Genomic DNA, 13,975 nt, shown 5'->3' on the forward strand with positions numbered 1-13,975 from the left:
ATTCCCCCTAGAACTTGCCGAGAACGTTGACGAAGTTCAGGAATGTCTGCGGATACAAACCCAAGAACACCGAGATGAATGCCGTAATCATTAACGGCACGACCATGGTCATGGACGGCTCGTTGTATTGCCCGATATTGGCCTCCGGTTTGGGAGCCTTGAAAAAGGCACGATACAGGATGGGCACGAAGTAACCGGCGTTCAATGCCGTACTGAGAAGCAGTAAGACAAGCAGCGGCCACTGGTGCGCATCAAGCGTACCGTTGATCAAGTACCATTTGGAGACAAAACCGCAAGCGGGCGGCATGCCGATCATTGACAGGGAGGCGATACCGAAAGCACCGAAAGTGAGCGGCATTCTGCGTCCCAGACCATCCATGAGGCTGATCTTCTTCAGGTGGCAGGCGACATAAATGGCACCCGCAGCCATAAAGAGTGTGATCTTGGAAAAGGCATGGTGAGCGATGTGCATGACACCACCCTGTATAGCCGAATCCACCAGCATGGTTACACCGACAACGATGTAAGAAAGCTGGGCTACTGTTGAGTAAGCCAGCCGCGCCTTGATATCATCTTTGGTCAAAGCAATAAACGAAGCAACAGTCAGGGTAAAAGCCGCAATATAGGCCGTCCCCAGTCCGATACTCAAATCACCCAGCCAGGTGCCGGGTGCGCCCACATAAACCTGACTCATGGTCAGCATGGCAGCGGTCTTGGTCCCGAAGGCCGAGAGCACGATGCGGCAGACACAAAAGACACCGGCCTTAACAACGGCCACCGCGTGCAGCAAAGCCGAAACCGGAGTCGGTGCGACCATGGCCGAGGGAAGCCAGTTGTGGAACGGCATAAGAGCCGCCTTACCGATACCGAAGATGAACAACCAGTAGGTGAGAGCCACCAATCTGGGATGCTCGGCAATGACTTCTGCGGAGAACATACCGTTCTGGATGTCTCCAAGGTTAAAGTCCAAGTTACCAACCAACACATAGGTAAGCACCATTGCAGGCAGGAGGAAGAGTTTGGAGGTACCCATCAAGTAAACGATGTACTTGCGAGCGCCAATCTTGGCAGCCTGATCTTCATGATGATAAACAAGCGGGTAGGTAAATACGGTAATCACTTCGTAGAAGAGATACAGTGTAAACACGTTGGCGGATAAAGCCACACCGATGGCACCAAAGATAGCCACCGCGAAACAGATATAATATCTGGTCTGTGCGTGCTCGTTCAGCCCCCGCATGTAACCAATGTTATAACTGGTTACAAAGAACCAGAGAAACGGCGCGATCAGAGCAAAGACCATGCTCAGTCCGTCGGCCGCAAATGCTATTGTTATTCCAGGCATAATGGTGGTGACTTGATAGTACAACACCTCGCCGCCCAATACTTTCGGCGCCATCCAAAGCACCGATCCGAACGTCAGAAACGCGCCGATGAAGCTCATGGCCTCGCGCCTGTTCTCATCCCCTCGTCCGAGGTAGATAAAAAGCGGCACAAGGAGAGTGATCACCACCGGCAGAAGAATTTGACTATATGTAGTTACGCCTTCCATCATAGCTATTCCTTCAATGTAGTGATGTCACTGGTTCTGGCGGATTTGAATCGCCGTGCAACGACCACGATGATTGCAAGGACCAGTGTAGCCTCAGCTGCGGCAAGTCCCATGACAAACAAAGTGCCGAGTTGTCCGAGAACCGCACTGAATTCAGTCAACTGCGCTGCTGCCACCATGGACAGACCTGCACCGTTGAGCATGAGTTCCACCGAGATCAGCATACCGACGAGACTCCTGCGCTGCGTCAGACCAAACAGGCCCGCGCACAGAAGAATCAACGCGACAATTTGATAAAGGGTCAGAGCACTCATTTATTTCTTCCCCCTTTTTTCCCATGTCAGAAGCACTGCTCCGGACATTGCCACCATGAGGATGACCGAAATCAACTCAAAGGGCAGGAAATAGGAACCGAGCAGTCCCTGACCGAGTTCTTTAATGGTTACTTCTACGGGGATCGCTACGGATTCAACTGGTCTGGTCATAACCAGCCAGCCCAAAATGGCAGCTGGTGCCAAGGTTGCCGCCAATCCATAGACATACGTCTTCATGGAGGCATATCCGCTTTCGTCACCGCCCTTTTCCGCTCGAGTCAACATGACTGCAAAGAAGATCAGAACACTGACTGCGCCGACATAGATAAGAAGTTGCATAAAAGCCATAAAAGGCGTCGCCAACAACAGATACATCCCAGCCACACCAATCAAGGTAGTGATAAGTCCCACCAAGGCGCGAACCAGACTACTGCTTGTGACGGCAACAATGGCCCCGCCCAAAATGATGAGCGTGTACACGCAAAATGCTACTTTTGCCATGACTTCCATATTACGCCTCCTTCTCTGCCGCGGCCGGTTTGACCTCGGTTTTGGGAGCCGGGGCGGACAATTCCGTGGCCTGCTCCTTGAGCCTGGCGAGAAGATCAATGTTCATCTCTTTCCGTGAAGTCGCCACCCAATACATATTATTAGAGAACTTCAACGACTTGGCCGGACAGTTATCAATGCATGTGCCGCATAGCGAGCACAGCGTATAGTCGTAAGTGAATTTCAACGGATTCTTGGGAGCCTTAGGTTTAACAACCTTCTCTCCAGCTTCCTTGGCAGCAACCATGGCTGCTTCCTGCTCAGGCGTCGGCTTAGGAGCCTTCTGCTTAACGACTTTCAAACAATTGCTTGGGCAGTTGGTCACGCACATCATGCAGGAAATGCACTTGGGCATGGCCGGGTCCTTAGGCTTACCGATCAATTCGATATGCCCGCCGTATGTATTCAGATTCTCATCGTCAATGACCTGCCGGGGATAGTGAACAGTGATCAGGGGCTTGCAAAAATACTTACCCGTAATCTTGAGTCCAACGATCAGACTCCAGCAGTCGAGAATCGGCTGTATTACTTTTTCTCTGAATTTACCCATATCTACACCCCTACAACTTGATGATCAGCGCGGTGGCCAACAGGTTGAATGTGGCCAATGGCAACAACCATTTCCAGTTGATGTTCAGCAATTGGTCAAACCGAACGCGGGGGAAGGTCCAACGAGCCCAAATCATGACGAACAACAAAGCGTACGTCTTGATGAGCATCCACCACCATCCTTCGATGCCGGGGATAGGCCCATGGAATCCGCCCAGAAAGAGGACGGAGCACACGGAGCACATGACAACCATATATCCATACTCAGCCATGAAAAAGAGACCGAACCCCATGGAGGAATACTCCGTATGGAAACCGGCGGTCAGTTCGGACTCGGCCTCGGCCAAGTCAAACGGAGCACGGTTGGTCTCACCAAACATTGCGATGATAAAGATAATGAATGCCAACGGCTGCTTCCAAATAAACCAATTGCCAATATGACCAGCCTGCAAAGAGGTAATCTCGGTCAGGCTCAAGGTGCCAGCCATAAAGGAAATGGCGAGTACGGTCAGAAGCAACGGGATTTCGTATGCAACAGTCTGCGACACGGCACGAGCCGCGCCAAGAACACCCCATTTATTGTTGGATGCCCAACCGGCCAGAATAACCGCCAGTCCGTTAAAACTGGAGAAGGCCAGAATAAGCAGCAGGCCAAGGTTAACTTCCATTCCCGTCAGCATTGGGCCATACGGGATGGGCATGAAAAGCAACAGCACAGGAAACATGGACAAAATCGGAGCGAGCCAATAAAGAATCGGGTCCGAATTATCCGGAGTCAAGAGCTGTTTACCCATCAGTTTTATGCCATCTATAAGAGGCTGGAGAGCACCATGAGGGCCAACTTCGAACGGACCGGGCCTGCGCTGAATGTGGCCCGCGAATTTTCGTTCGCAGTAGACCAGCACCAGGGCATTAAGACCCAGCCAGACCATGGCCCCGATCATGGCGATGACCAGAGGTATCAGGTTCTGTAAGAATGCGTTCATTATTCCCCCTACCTATCGATTTCCGGAATAATCAGGTCCAGGCTGCCCAAAATGGAGACCGCGTCGGCCAGGATGGTTCCTGTAGCGGCCTCGGCAAATGCACTCAAATTGGAGAAGCCCGGTGCGCGCAACTTGATGCGGTACGGGACCTTGGTTCCATCGGAAACGGCGTAAACGCCGATCTTTCCGCGTCCGCCTTCAACATTGAAGTATGCTTCGCCTGCCGGCGGCTTCATGGACGGCTTGGGGGCCTTCTTAATTATATGACCACCCTCAGCGGAGTCCAGTTGCTCCAGAGCTTGCTCGATAATACGCATGGATTGTTCCATCTCGGCCACGCGGACATGATACCGTCCGGCCGAACAGGCACTATCCTGCGTCGGGATATCGAAATCAAAACGATCGTACACGGAGTACGGCTCGTCCTTGCGCAGATCATAAGGAACACCAGCACCACGAACGACAGGACCAGTACAGCCATAACGGCGGCACATATCCTGATCCATGACGCCTATTCCTTCAATACGTCTACGCAGAATAAGGTTTTCTGTGACGAGATCATGGTACATGGGCAGTCTTTCCCTGAAATGCGGAATGAACGCCTTCATCAACTCGATACACTTGTCGTCGAGATCCATCTGCACGCCACCGACACGGAAATTAGAATAGGTCAACCTTGAAGCCGATGGCCTCTGCAGGATGTCCAAAATCATTTCACGATCGTCAAATGCGTACATGATGGGGGTAAACGCGCCAAGGTCAAGGATGTAGGCACCCCACCACAACAAGTGGGAGGTCAGACGGTTGAACTCGGTCATAATGACTCGCAAATACTCCGCCCTTTCCGGCACCTCAATGCCCATCAGTTTTTCGACTGCGCCCACGTAAGCCCAATTCCAGGCCATAGCGTGTCCGTAGTCGACGCGGCCCATATTGGGGATATAACCACCCCAAGTCTGAGTCTCGCCCATTTTCTCATGCATGCGGTGCAGGTAACCCAATACGGGTTCGGCACGGACGATGTACTCACCGTCCACCTCGATCACGATCCTCAGCACGCCATGCGTTGACGGATGCTGCGGACCCATATTGATGATCAGGGTTCCGTCCTGCTTCCCGGCCTCGAACTTCTGGGTGTAAAAATCACCCTTCATTTGTTCTAAATTTTGGTAAGCCGACATACACTCTCAGTCCGGTTTATATACCGACCGGTTGCCCCGGCCTACGCATCGGCGGCCTCCTCGGCCACCGCTTCCGCAAACAATTCTTCCACTTCCTTGGAACAAGACACGATTTCACCAAGGGTCAGAATGTCCTTAATGGACTTACGAACCTTGGCAGTCTTGATCAGGGGGTGAACATCCACATCCTCTACTGCCATCAAAAGTGGCACTAGGTTAGGATTGCCCTCGAAGATAACACCGTGGAAATCGCGGGTTTCCCGCTCATGCCATTCGGCACCCTGAAAAACAGAAGCAATAGATGGCACCACCGCATTGTCCTTGGGAAGCAACACACGGAGGGTGACACGTTCTTCAATGTTCCATCTATTAAAATGATAGATCACCAAAAAACCCTCTTCAACATCTAACGCAAAGACATCTTCAAGAGAGTATTCTGCTTCATACAATTTCCGGGCTGCTTTGACGATCTGGTTCGGAGCCAGAAAAATCGACCAGACATGTCCGGTCGCGCCTTTGTCCTGCTTGGCGACACACTGAGTCGCCACGCCTTCCAAGACTTGCAACATGATTAACCCTCCACCTCGGCGGCGACGGGCCACCAGCGTTTACCGGTGATCAGACGCTGCAACTCGAAGAACCCTTCAAGCAGACCTTCCGGTCTCGGAGGACAACCCGGAACATAGACATCAACGGGAATCAGCGTATCCACGCCTTCGACTACATTATAGTTATCCTTAATCTTGAAGGGACCGCCGGAAATGGCACAGTTACCCATGGCAATGACCCACTTGGGTCCGGGCATCTGCTCGTACAGCCTTACTACGGCCGGCGCCATCTTCTTGGTCACGGTGCCTGCGACGATCATGACATCAGCCTGACGCGGTGAGGGTCTAAAAACCTCCGCCCCGAACCGGGCCATGTCGAATCGAGCCATACCGGCAGCCATCATTTCGATAGCACAGCACGCAAGTCCGAATGTCATGGGCCACAAGGACATAGATCGACAAACGTCGAAAAGGTCCTGCGCCAATTGAAGATTGACGATGGGCGGCTCCATATAATGGTTGCCCGTCGTCAAAAAGTCCTTGGGAACTACTGAATCCTGCGCGGCCATGTAAACACCCCTTTCGCCCAAAAATAGATGACGGAAAGAATAAGGAAGAACAGGAAGATGAACAACTTTACAAATGGAACCCATCCTTCGGCGTCAGCGTACGCCGTAGAAACCGGAAACAAGTAAAGGACATCTACGTCGAAAGCGAGGAATATCAAGGCATATACATAATAAGATACACCCCACCTCGCCCACGAACTACCGTAAGGGACCATGCCACATTCATATGGCATACCAACGTCCCCGCCCCGCGCTTTGGGAGCGAACAGCACTGCGAGAATCAAAGGCCCGACGGCAAAGAGTAGTCCGCCAAGCAAAAACAGTATGATTGCAAAATGCAGCCAGTCGAAAACCATACCCCATCCTTTGGCTTTAAATTTGCGAAAACCCTAAAACAAAACATTTTTCAAGGGTTACCGAGTTCCATGCCCCGAAAAAAGGCCTAAGTCAAGCACATTGCTCTTTTTTTCGCGAAAGACTTGTACTCTAAGTATATAATTTCCTTGAATCTGATTCTGATACAAAAAAAAGGGGAATGCAGACCAACTTACAATTATTCAACGCCCAAAAAAGCCACAAAAAAGGCGCCTTGCCTATGCAAGACGCCTTACCAAATCAAAAAAAACCAAAAAAGATCTACTTTAACTTTATTGAATCGATGAATGTTCCGAACTTTTCACGACCCTTCTTTTTCGCACCATACATGGCGGCGTCCGCTCGACTGATAAGTGAAACACTATCCTTACCGTCAGTGGGATAAAAACTGATCCCGATAGTCGCCCCCACATGAATCTCTTGCCCTTGAAGAATAAACGGCTTGTCCATCTCTTCCAGCAAGCTACGAGTCACAGCAATTGCACTTTCTTCGTCAACAATGCCTGCGAGCAATACGCCAAACTCATCGCCACCCAAGCGCGCCAAGGTGTCTGATTTTCGAATTCTCAAATCAAGTCGTTGTGCAACCATTCGCAACAAATCGTCACCCATTTGATGCCCGAAAGTGTCATTTACCTTCTTAAACTCATTGAGATCAATAAATAATACCGCCACAATCTGATCATACCGCTTGGCAATAGCCAAAGCATGTTCCAGTCTGTCAAAAAATTTATGCCGATTGGCTATACCGGTCAGACTGTCCACTGTCGCCAGATGCTTCAATTCAAGTTCAGTCGTTTTCTTGTCAGTGATATCCTCAAGGACACCTTCGATAAAATCATCCCAATCATCCGAAGAAACAATGCGGGAACTCTCCGAGCACCAAATAATCTCACCATTTTTTTTACGAACCTGATACTCAAAACCGGACACAACGCCATTTTTCTCAAGAGAGGCTACATATGCCTTCTGCTCGTCAGAATCAGCCATCATATCCACATGTAATCGAGGTTTGCCAATAATTTCCTGAGCGTTCTCATATCCAAGGATGCGGACCATAGCGGGATTAACTTCCAAATATTCACCTTCCGGTGTACATTGAAAAATCCCTTCCACCACGCGTTCAAAAATCAACCGATATTTTTCTTCTGCCTGACGCAGAGCCACCTCGGTTTTCCGATGAAGTTCGACAGCTTTTTCAAGCTCAACTTTCTGCTCATGCATTTTCAGAAATGCCTGCACCTTGCTGGTGAGAATCTGTACATCCACTGGTCGGAACAAATAATCCACTGCCCCAGTTTCATAACCTTGACGAACATTTTCCTCGTCCTGAAATATGGCGGTAATGAAAATGATGGGAACGTGCCGCCCTCGCTCATAATCCTTGATTCGGGCTGCTGCCTCATATCCGTTCATGCCGGGCATTTGAATATCAAGCAAAATCAAAGCAAAGTCATAGGACTTGACCAACGAGACAGCTTCCATGCCGCTTTCGGCCTTGACCACTTCGCAGCCGATATCCCGCAGCATATGCTCTAGCAAAGCTAAGTTGGTCGGAGAATCATCGACAATAAGGACTTTCTGCAAAATATCACTCATACGACATCCTATGCCTTTTCTCCGCAATCGACATTTATTTTCTGCAACCGTACGCATCCTTCACGAACAACTTCGGCCTTGAGCACGAAGTCGAACCTGTCCAGATCCATACACAGCTCAAAATCAGATTCAGGAGCATCCGATCTATCGTCATCAAAAAATTTCTGTGCGCTATCCACGCCGGCCAGAAAGGACTTAAGCGTCTTGAAACTATTGGGATAATCTTCCAGTTCATTTTTGATGTACATGGCACACATCATGTCTTCCTGTGCCCGCATGGTGCCGCCAGTACCCATGGCAACCAACGTGACAACTTCTGGTTCCCGACTACGAATATATTCCACGACAGCGGCCGTATTGACAAAAGAGCCGATAATAACCTCGTCTCCTTTTTCGCAGGCAGCGACAACACCTCGTGTCCCCGCGTTGGTCGAATGGACAAATGTCTCTGAGGAGAGATCCATATTTTCAAAAAGGGTTGGTGAGTTCCCGTAATCAAAATCCGTGACCGGTACCCCTCGCTGCTCTCCGACAACCTTACCGCCCTGAGTTGCAGCAATCTCACGAGCCAACTCAAGGCCATCGGTCATCAGATACTCCCGAACACCGCTATTCACCGCAAAATATCCGACCGTACTCGACCGGAAAACATCGATGACAACGACCAGCCCTTTGGCTCTCCGCATTCCACCCAGACATTCGACAACATTTACTATCATTATTTATACCTGCCATAATTCTATAATCAGGGACGTTTTTTTCACATGCCTGTCGATGTCACGTCAACTGTTTGCACAATTTAATTTATTTACGCACAAAATCAATACAGGGAATACTCCTCACGAAAAACCTACTCCCATTGACGAACGAAGCTTGTCATTGTAACCCACTGATCATGAAGAAAAAACGTGTGCTCGTCACTGGTGGCTCTGGATTTCTCGGTTCGCATCTTTGCGAACGCCTGCTCGAAATGGGCCATGAAGTCCTCTGCCTAGACAACTTTTTTACAGGAAGTAAGGCCAACATCCTGCACCTGATCGACAATCCTTATTTCGAGATCATCCGCCACGATGTAACTTTCCCTTTATATGTCGAAGTCGACGAGATATTCAATCTCGCCTGTCCGGCCTCTCCTATCCACTATCAATTCGACCCGGTACAGACCACCAAGACAAGTGTTCATGGTGCTATCAACATGCTTGGGCTGGCTAAAAGAATCAAAGCCAAGATTTTCCAAGCATCTACGAGTGAAGTTTACGGCGACCCACAAATACATCCACAACCGGAAAGCTATTGGGGCAACGTTAACCCTCACGGCATCCGTTCCTGCTATGACGAAGGTAAACGGTGTGCCGAAACACTTTTCTTCGATTACAACCGTCAACATAGCCTTCGCATCAAGGTTGGACGCATATTTAACACCTATGGCCCCCGCATGGCTATGAACGACGGACGAGTTGTTTCCAACTTTGTTGTTCAAGCCCTGCTCGGTGAAGATATCACAGTGTATGGCAATGGCGGACAAACCCGCAGTTTCTGCTATGTTGATGATCTGGTGAACGGCATCATTCGCTTCATGGAAGAAACTCCAGACGAGTTCACCGGCCCCATGAACTTGGGCAACCCCGATGAATTCACTATTCTGGAATTGGCCGAAACAGTCATTGAAATGGCCGGATCAAAATCAAAAATCGTGTACAAGTCTCTCCCCGCAGACGACCCCATGCAGCGCCGTCCTGACATCAGCCTTGCTAAAAATGCCATTAATTGGGAACCGAAAATCAAACTCAGAACCGGCTTAGTAAAGACCATAGAATATTTCGACAACCATCTGAAGTCGTTATAAGAAGAATCAAAAAGGCCGGGGCATATGCCCCGGCCTTTTTGATTCTCTCAATCTGCGTTTATTTCCCAACAAGACGATTCTCAATCATCTCTATAAATGGCTCCAGCCCAGACACAACATCTTCGGGCCACTCCAATGGGCCAGGACGTTCTTCACCCGACACTTGCAAAACAAGCTCTGCCATGGCCGGAACATCCGCAGGGTCAGGAAATATCCACCTCTCCGGCAGAAAGTATGCACTCCCGTTCAAACGGCTGGATAACGACTTACATCCACAGGCCATGGCTTCAAGCACAGCATTCGAACAGGCATCATAAAATGTCGCCAAAATAAATATGTCAGCAGCTCGATAAAAAGCAGGCATATCATCCACACGGCCCAAAAAGCGAACTCTGTGCTCAACACCAAACTCTTTTGCCTGACGTATATATTTATCAGGATTTCTACCTCCGGCTACGTGCAGGACAAAATTTTCGGGAAGCCGTGCCAACATAGCAACCAAATGACGAACTCCCTTGAGAGCAAAGTTGGTGGCAGCCGTGGCAATAACCACCTGATCATCCTTGATACCAAAGGCCGACCGCAATCGCAGCCGCTCTTGCTCTCCAAGCGGAGAGAACCGGGATAGATCCGGCCGATTATATACAATGTCGATGTCCGTCACGTTCAAATGAGGGTGTGCCTCAACAATCCAATCCCGTACAAGATGAGATACGGCGATTATACACGGTGTCCGCCGCATACGCACCTTGTCGAGGCAATGAATGGCCCAGTTCGCTGGTGAACATCTTCGACGCAACATCTTGAAGGATCGGGCAAAGCCTTTGGGCCACGCTTGCTTGGAAAGTTCCCAGAACTTGGACTGCGGCCCACCACCTATACGCAGAATATCCTGACTGACCGTCTTTCCCATCCCAAACACGAGATCGTAATCACCCTTTTTCAAAGCTTTCTCAGCGGCATACGCAAACCACAGTACTTTGACGAATCGAAATACGCCGAATCGCCCCAACACAATAGGAGTAACCCCTTCCGGCGGTTCTCCATCACATCGTGCACATATAAAATCCACGTCATGCCCACGTTTGGCCAAGGCCTCACTCAAACGCCAGGCAAAGGCCTCAGCCCCGCCATAATGGCTCAATTTGGGCATGGTTACGGCCAATCGTGCTTTTTTTGAAATATCTGTCATATTTTTTTTTGTCCGATTTTCGCCGGTTTGACAACCGGCACGATTGCCCCGTGGGACAAAGCAGGCTATAAATTCAAAAAACACAACGGGAGCATCATGTTTTTTTCCACTTTACCCATTGATCTCAATCTGTTTCTTCTCATCAACCAGCATTGGCGACTGAATATTCTTGACATAATCATGCCAATTCTTTCTTCCATGCCGGTGCTGCTGACTGCTTTAGGAATCTCGCTTGCATGGGCCATTTTCAAAGGCGGCAGGAAACAGATCATATATTTTCTCATTCTATTCGCAGGAATGGGGCTTGCTGACTTCTCAACAAAAATTATCAAAGATGAAGTCGGCAGAGTCCGTCCTCTCAATGCCGTAGCAGAGACCTTTTTTGTCGAAGACGGAAGATGGCAGACCCGGCCATCCGACTTTGTCCAGACCAAGGAACACGGCACCTCATATGCGTCAGCCCATTGTGCCAACACCATGAGCCTTGCTTTGCTCTCCATACTTCTGTGGCCTGCACTCAAAAAATGGCCATTGTTTCTCCCGCTCGCAGTAGGATATTCCCGCGTCTATCTCGGTAAACATTACCCCACTGACGTTCTGGCAGGATGGCTTACAGGTGTCGTCGTTGCCGGGGTTATCTGGCTTCTTTGGAAAGAGCTGGAGCGGCGGTACATGCCGCCCGATCCGATCTAATCTTCCGACTCGACCAAAGACTTCGCCTCTTTTCTGTACCGGTTGTAGACACGAATTCCCAACCACCCGGACACAGCGAAAAGTACAACACTCATCCCCACAGACAACGCCACGCCCATGGTGGACTCTCTGTTCATGCCCGATCCGAACAGGGCAAAGATGAAATTCTGCGGGATATATCCCAATGTAGAACCAAGGATAAACGGCATCAGGGGAATGGAGCTGACCCCGGCTGCAAGATTGGTGATCAAATTGCTGCCCAAAGGAAATAGTCGAATTGCCAGCGCGGTATTGAACGGCTCATGTTGCAAAAAGCTGTTCACTTTGCCTATCCGATGCCCCAATTTGCGCTGCACCAACTCCCGGCCTCCCATACGAGCATAAAGAGCCGCAATAGCACACCCCAACCCGGAGCCGACTGTGGCAAGCAGTGTTCCACTGAAGGCTCCGAAGGCAAAACCACCGAGAAAACCGACAAGCTGTCGAGGCAGTCCCACAGCCGTAAAAGCCGCACCGACTCCTAAAAAAATGACTATGGAAAGTGGTCCATTGCCGAGCACATGATCATTGAACCATTGCGTATTTGAAAGCATGTCACCCAGACCAACGGCCCGAGAAAGATACACGGCCAGTCCGAGCCCAGCCAACATCACCAGTCCCTTTGCCAGAGACTTCATGCTTTTCATTGTAGAATTACTATTTTCTTTGGTCATCGCCTTGCCGTTGTAGCAAATGATAAATAGCCAGCAAACAAAGCTGACCGAGACAGAACAACGGATCACGCTGCACTATTCCATAAACGAACCCAGCCATACAGGATGCCACAAGCATTCCCGCGACTGAACGCGCCAAGGGTTGTACTCCTTTCCGCCACATCCGTAAAATAACGATTCGGACGAAAAAAGCCCCCTGCACAAAAACAACGAGGGCCAAGAGCCACCAATAGGCGGGCAGTTGCATAGGCTACTTCTTCTCTTTCACCGTGAATTCGATATGCCGATTGATAAGCCACTTGACGCCGATCAAATCGTAAATGCCAGCCATGGCACGGTCCAAAGTACCATACTTTGACACCCCTGTAGCCCGTTCTCTATGGTTCACTTTCACTTCTCGAATAAGAACTCCCTGCATCTTCATAAGAATAGGGAAATACCGGTGCATATTTTTAAATCGAGGAAGTTTACGAAGAAGATCCGAACGCATCACCTTAAGGGAACATCCAGTGTCATGCACGCCATCATCCATGATTCCATCGCGGATAGCATTAGCGATCTTCGAAGAGATACGCTTGATAAATGTATCCTTTCGCTTGGCACGCCAACCAATGACCATTTCACATCCATCACCAAACGCGGCCAACATATCTGGAATATCCGCAGGGTCATTTTGCAGATCGGCATCCATGGTGACAACGATATCAGACTGCACTGCATCGAATCCAGCACAAAAGGCCGCCGACTGTCCACGGTTCTCAGCAAAGGCAACAAACCGGACTTCATCGAAGTCGTCGGCCATTTTCTTTATAATAGAAAGACTGTTGTCGGTGCTGCAATCATCCACGAACACAGCCTCCCAAGGCCGTCCGGTGGCATCCGCTGCCGCCCGAATCTCCGCAAACAAAGATTGCAAGTTGTCCTGTTCATTAAAAACCGGCAGGACTACCGAAAATTTTTCTGTATTGTTCATAGGATGATGATGTACGGAATTCGAAGGCGGTTGTAAACTTTTTGCTGGCCATTTCACCATCAACCACGAGCTTTTCTCAACTTTCCGGTTTTTTTTCGAATAATGAAGAAATAGATGTTGACAAAAAGACACCATCCACCTAGAACCTCTTTCTCACGTGTCGCGGGGTGGAGCAGTACGGTAGCTCGTCGGGCTCATAACCCGAAGGTCGTAGGTTCAAATCCTGCCCCCGCTACCAAGGAAATCAAAGGCTTACAGATTAATTCTGTAAGCCTTTTTCTTTTTATTTTATTTTCTGTTGACAAAAGTTCAGCAGCCACCTAGAACCTCTTTCTC

The 13,975-nt window shown here is 49.6% G+C and carries 17 protein-coding genes and 1 tRNA gene; 3 read left to right on the forward strand and 15 right to left on the reverse strand.

The genetic code is table 11. The features are described from left to right. Nucleotides 1–7 precede the first annotated feature (7 nt). The 11 genes from SYK_RS05230 to SYK_RS05280 all read right to left on the reverse strand — a co-directional run bounded on the left by SYK_RS05230 (nt 8) and on the right by SYK_RS05280 (nt 8,941). Nucleotides 8–1,555, reverse strand: coding sequence for a monovalent cation/H+ antiporter subunit D family protein (locus SYK_RS05230; protein WP_281762547.1), 1,548 nt, complete (start codon nt 1,553–1,555; stop codon nt 8–10). 2 nt (nt 1,556–1,557) lie between these two features. After that, entirely contained in the window at nt 1,558–1,866 is a 309-nt protein-coding gene (gene nuoK, locus SYK_RS05235; RefSeq protein WP_281762548.1) for an NADH-quinone oxidoreductase subunit NuoK, read from the reverse strand. Then, complete coding sequence (locus SYK_RS05240; RefSeq protein WP_281762549.1) at nt 1,867–2,376, reverse strand: NADH-quinone oxidoreductase subunit J family protein; 510 nt, start codon at nt 2,374–2,376, stop codon at nt 1,867–1,869. Between the two features lies 1 nt (nt 2,377). Then, on the reverse strand, nt 2,378–2,965 hold the full coding sequence (locus tag SYK_RS05245; protein WP_281762550.1) for a 4Fe-4S binding protein: 588 nt from the start codon (nt 2,963–2,965) through the stop codon (nt 2,378–2,380). 10 nt (nt 2,966–2,975) lie between these two features. Next, nucleotides 2,976–3,950 (reverse strand): NADH-quinone oxidoreductase subunit NuoH, encoded by a 975-nt coding sequence (gene nuoH / locus SYK_RS05250; protein ID WP_281762551.1) that lies wholly within the window; start codon nt 3,948–3,950, stop codon nt 2,976–2,978. Between the two features lie 8 nt (nt 3,951–3,958). Next, a complete protein-coding gene (locus SYK_RS05255; RefSeq protein WP_281762552.1) occupies nt 3,959–5,131 on the reverse strand; it encodes an NADH-quinone oxidoreductase subunit D in 1,173 nt (390 codons plus the stop codon). 41 nt (nt 5,132–5,172) lie between these two features. Continuing rightward, nucleotides 5,173–5,700: an NADH-quinone oxidoreductase subunit C gene (locus SYK_RS05260; protein ID WP_281762553.1), complete on the reverse strand. Its 528-nt coding sequence runs from the start codon at nt 5,698–5,700 to the stop codon at nt 5,173–5,175. 2 nt (nt 5,701–5,702) lie between these two features. Then, on the reverse strand, nt 5,703–6,248 hold the full coding sequence (locus SYK_RS05265) for an NADH-quinone oxidoreductase subunit B (RefSeq protein ID WP_281762554.1): 546 nt from the start codon (nt 6,246–6,248) through the stop codon (nt 5,703–5,705). Next, complete coding sequence (locus SYK_RS05270) at nt 6,227–6,604, reverse strand: NADH-quinone oxidoreductase subunit A (RefSeq protein WP_281762555.1); 378 nt, start codon at nt 6,602–6,604, stop codon at nt 6,227–6,229. Before SYK_RS05270 ends, SYK_RS05265 begins: the two co-directional genes overlap by 22 nt. 280 nt (nt 6,605–6,884) lie before the next feature. Next, a complete protein-coding gene (locus SYK_RS05275; protein ID WP_281762556.1) occupies nt 6,885–8,222 on the reverse strand; it encodes a GGDEF domain-containing response regulator in 1,338 nt (445 codons plus the stop codon). Nucleotides 8,223–8,230: 8 nt separating this feature from the next. Next, on the reverse strand, nt 8,231–8,941 hold the full coding sequence (locus SYK_RS05280; protein ID WP_281762557.1) for a 2-phosphosulfolactate phosphatase: 711 nt from the start codon (nt 8,939–8,941) through the stop codon (nt 8,231–8,233). A 176-nt stretch (nt 8,942–9,117) separates the two neighbouring features. On the opposite strand from SYK_RS05280, the gene SYK_RS05285 reads away from it, so the two are divergent. Then, the gene (locus SYK_RS05285) at nt 9,118–10,068 is read left to right on the forward strand and encodes a UDP-glucuronic acid decarboxylase family protein (RefSeq protein ID WP_431194120.1); all 951 of its coding nucleotides are present in this window, start codon (nt 9,118–9,120) and stop codon (nt 10,066–10,068) included. A 58-nt stretch (nt 10,069–10,126) separates the two neighbouring features. Here SYK_RS05285 and SYK_RS05290 read toward each other — a convergent pair whose 3' ends face one another. After that, entirely contained in the window at nt 10,127–11,260 is a 1,134-nt protein-coding gene (locus tag SYK_RS05290; RefSeq protein ID WP_281762558.1) for a glycosyltransferase family 4 protein, read from the reverse strand. 96 nt (nt 11,261–11,356) lie between these two features. Here SYK_RS05290 and SYK_RS05295 point away from each other — a divergent pair, with 96 nt between their 5' ends. Next, nucleotides 11,357–11,953, forward strand: a complete 597-nt coding sequence (locus tag SYK_RS05295; protein ID WP_281762559.1) for a phosphatase PAP2 family protein — start codon at nt 11,357–11,359, stop codon at nt 11,951–11,953. On the opposite strand, the gene SYK_RS05300 is transcribed toward SYK_RS05295, so the two are convergent. From SYK_RS05300 to SYK_RS05310, 3 genes are all read right to left on the reverse strand, one after another. Then, complete coding sequence (locus SYK_RS05300) at nt 11,950–12,630, reverse strand: TVP38/TMEM64 family protein (protein ID WP_281762560.1); 681 nt, start codon at nt 12,628–12,630, stop codon at nt 11,950–11,952. The two genes, SYK_RS05295 and SYK_RS05300, sit on opposite strands and share 4 nt — an antisense overlap. Before the next feature lie 19 nt (nt 12,631–12,649). After that, nucleotides 12,650–12,805, reverse strand: coding sequence for a hypothetical protein (locus SYK_RS05305; protein WP_281762561.1), 156 nt, complete (start codon nt 12,803–12,805; stop codon nt 12,650–12,652). 111 nt (nt 12,806–12,916) lie between these two features. Continuing rightward, the gene (locus SYK_RS05310) at nt 12,917–13,639 is read right to left on the reverse strand and encodes a glycosyltransferase family 2 protein (RefSeq protein ID WP_281762562.1); all 723 of its coding nucleotides are present in this window, start codon (nt 13,637–13,639) and stop codon (nt 12,917–12,919) included. A 161-nt stretch (nt 13,640–13,800) separates the two neighbouring features. Between SYK_RS05310 and SYK_RS05315 the strand changes: the two genes are divergently transcribed. After that, a tRNA-Met gene (locus tag SYK_RS05315) sits at nt 13,801–13,877 on the forward strand. Nucleotides 13,878–13,975 lie beyond the last annotated feature (98 nt).

The organism is Pseudodesulfovibrio nedwellii (assembly GCF_027923765.1).
GTDB classification, from domain to species: Bacteria; Desulfobacterota; Desulfovibrionia; order Desulfovibrionales; family Desulfovibrionaceae; genus Pseudodesulfovibrio; species Pseudodesulfovibrio nedwellii.

Coding starts and splice junctions, on each gene's coding strand:
- SYK_RS05230 (WP_281762547.1), bottom strand. CDS start 1,555: ATGATGGAAGGCGTAACTACATATAGTCAAATTCTTCTGCCGGTGGTG.
- SYK_RS05265 (WP_281762554.1), bottom strand. CDS start 6,248: ATGGCCGCGCAGGATTCAGTAGTTCCCAAGGACTTTTTGACGACGGGC.
- SYK_RS05240 (WP_281762549.1), bottom strand. CDS start 2,376: ATGGAAGTCATGGCAAAAGTAGCATTTTGCGTGTACACGCTCATCATT.
- SYK_RS05255 (WP_281762552.1), bottom strand. CDS start 5,131: ATGTCGGCTTACCAAAATTTAGAACAAATGAAGGGTGATTTTTACACC.
- SYK_RS05300 (WP_281762560.1), bottom strand. CDS start 12,630: ATGAAGTCTCTGGCAAAGGGACTGGTGATGTTGGCTGGGCTCGGACTG.
- SYK_RS05295 (WP_281762559.1), top strand. CDS start 11,357: ATGTTTTTTTCCACTTTACCCATTGATCTCAATCTGTTTCTTCTCATC.
- SYK_RS05270 (WP_281762555.1), bottom strand. CDS start 6,604: ATGGTTTTCGACTGGCTGCATTTTGCAATCATACTGTTTTTGCTTGGC.
- SYK_RS05285 (WP_431194120.1), top strand. CDS start 9,118: ATGAAGAAAAAACGTGTGCTCGTCACTGGTGGCTCTGGATTTCTCGGT.
- SYK_RS05260 (WP_281762553.1), bottom strand. CDS start 5,700: ATGTTGCAAGTCTTGGAAGGCGTGGCGACTCAGTGTGTCGCCAAGCAG.
- nuoK (WP_281762548.1), bottom strand. CDS start 1,866: ATGAGTGCTCTGACCCTTTATCAAATTGTCGCGTTGATTCTTCTGTGC.
- SYK_RS05310 (WP_281762562.1), bottom strand. CDS start 13,639: ATGAACAATACAGAAAAATTTTCGGTAGTCCTGCCGGTTTTTAATGAA.
- SYK_RS05275 (WP_281762556.1), bottom strand. CDS start 8,222: ATGAGTGATATTTTGCAGAAAGTCCTTATTGTCGATGATTCTCCGACC.
- SYK_RS05245 (WP_281762550.1), bottom strand. CDS start 2,965: ATGGGTAAATTCAGAGAAAAAGTAATACAGCCGATTCTCGACTGCTGG.
- SYK_RS05280 (WP_281762557.1), bottom strand. CDS start 8,941: ATGATAGTAAATGTTGTCGAATGTCTGGGTGGAATGCGGAGAGCCAAA.
- SYK_RS05290 (WP_281762558.1), bottom strand. CDS start 11,260: ATGACAGATATTTCAAAAAAAGCACGATTGGCCGTAACCATGCCCAAA.
- nuoH (WP_281762551.1), bottom strand. CDS start 3,950: ATGAACGCATTCTTACAGAACCTGATACCTCTGGTCATCGCCATGATC.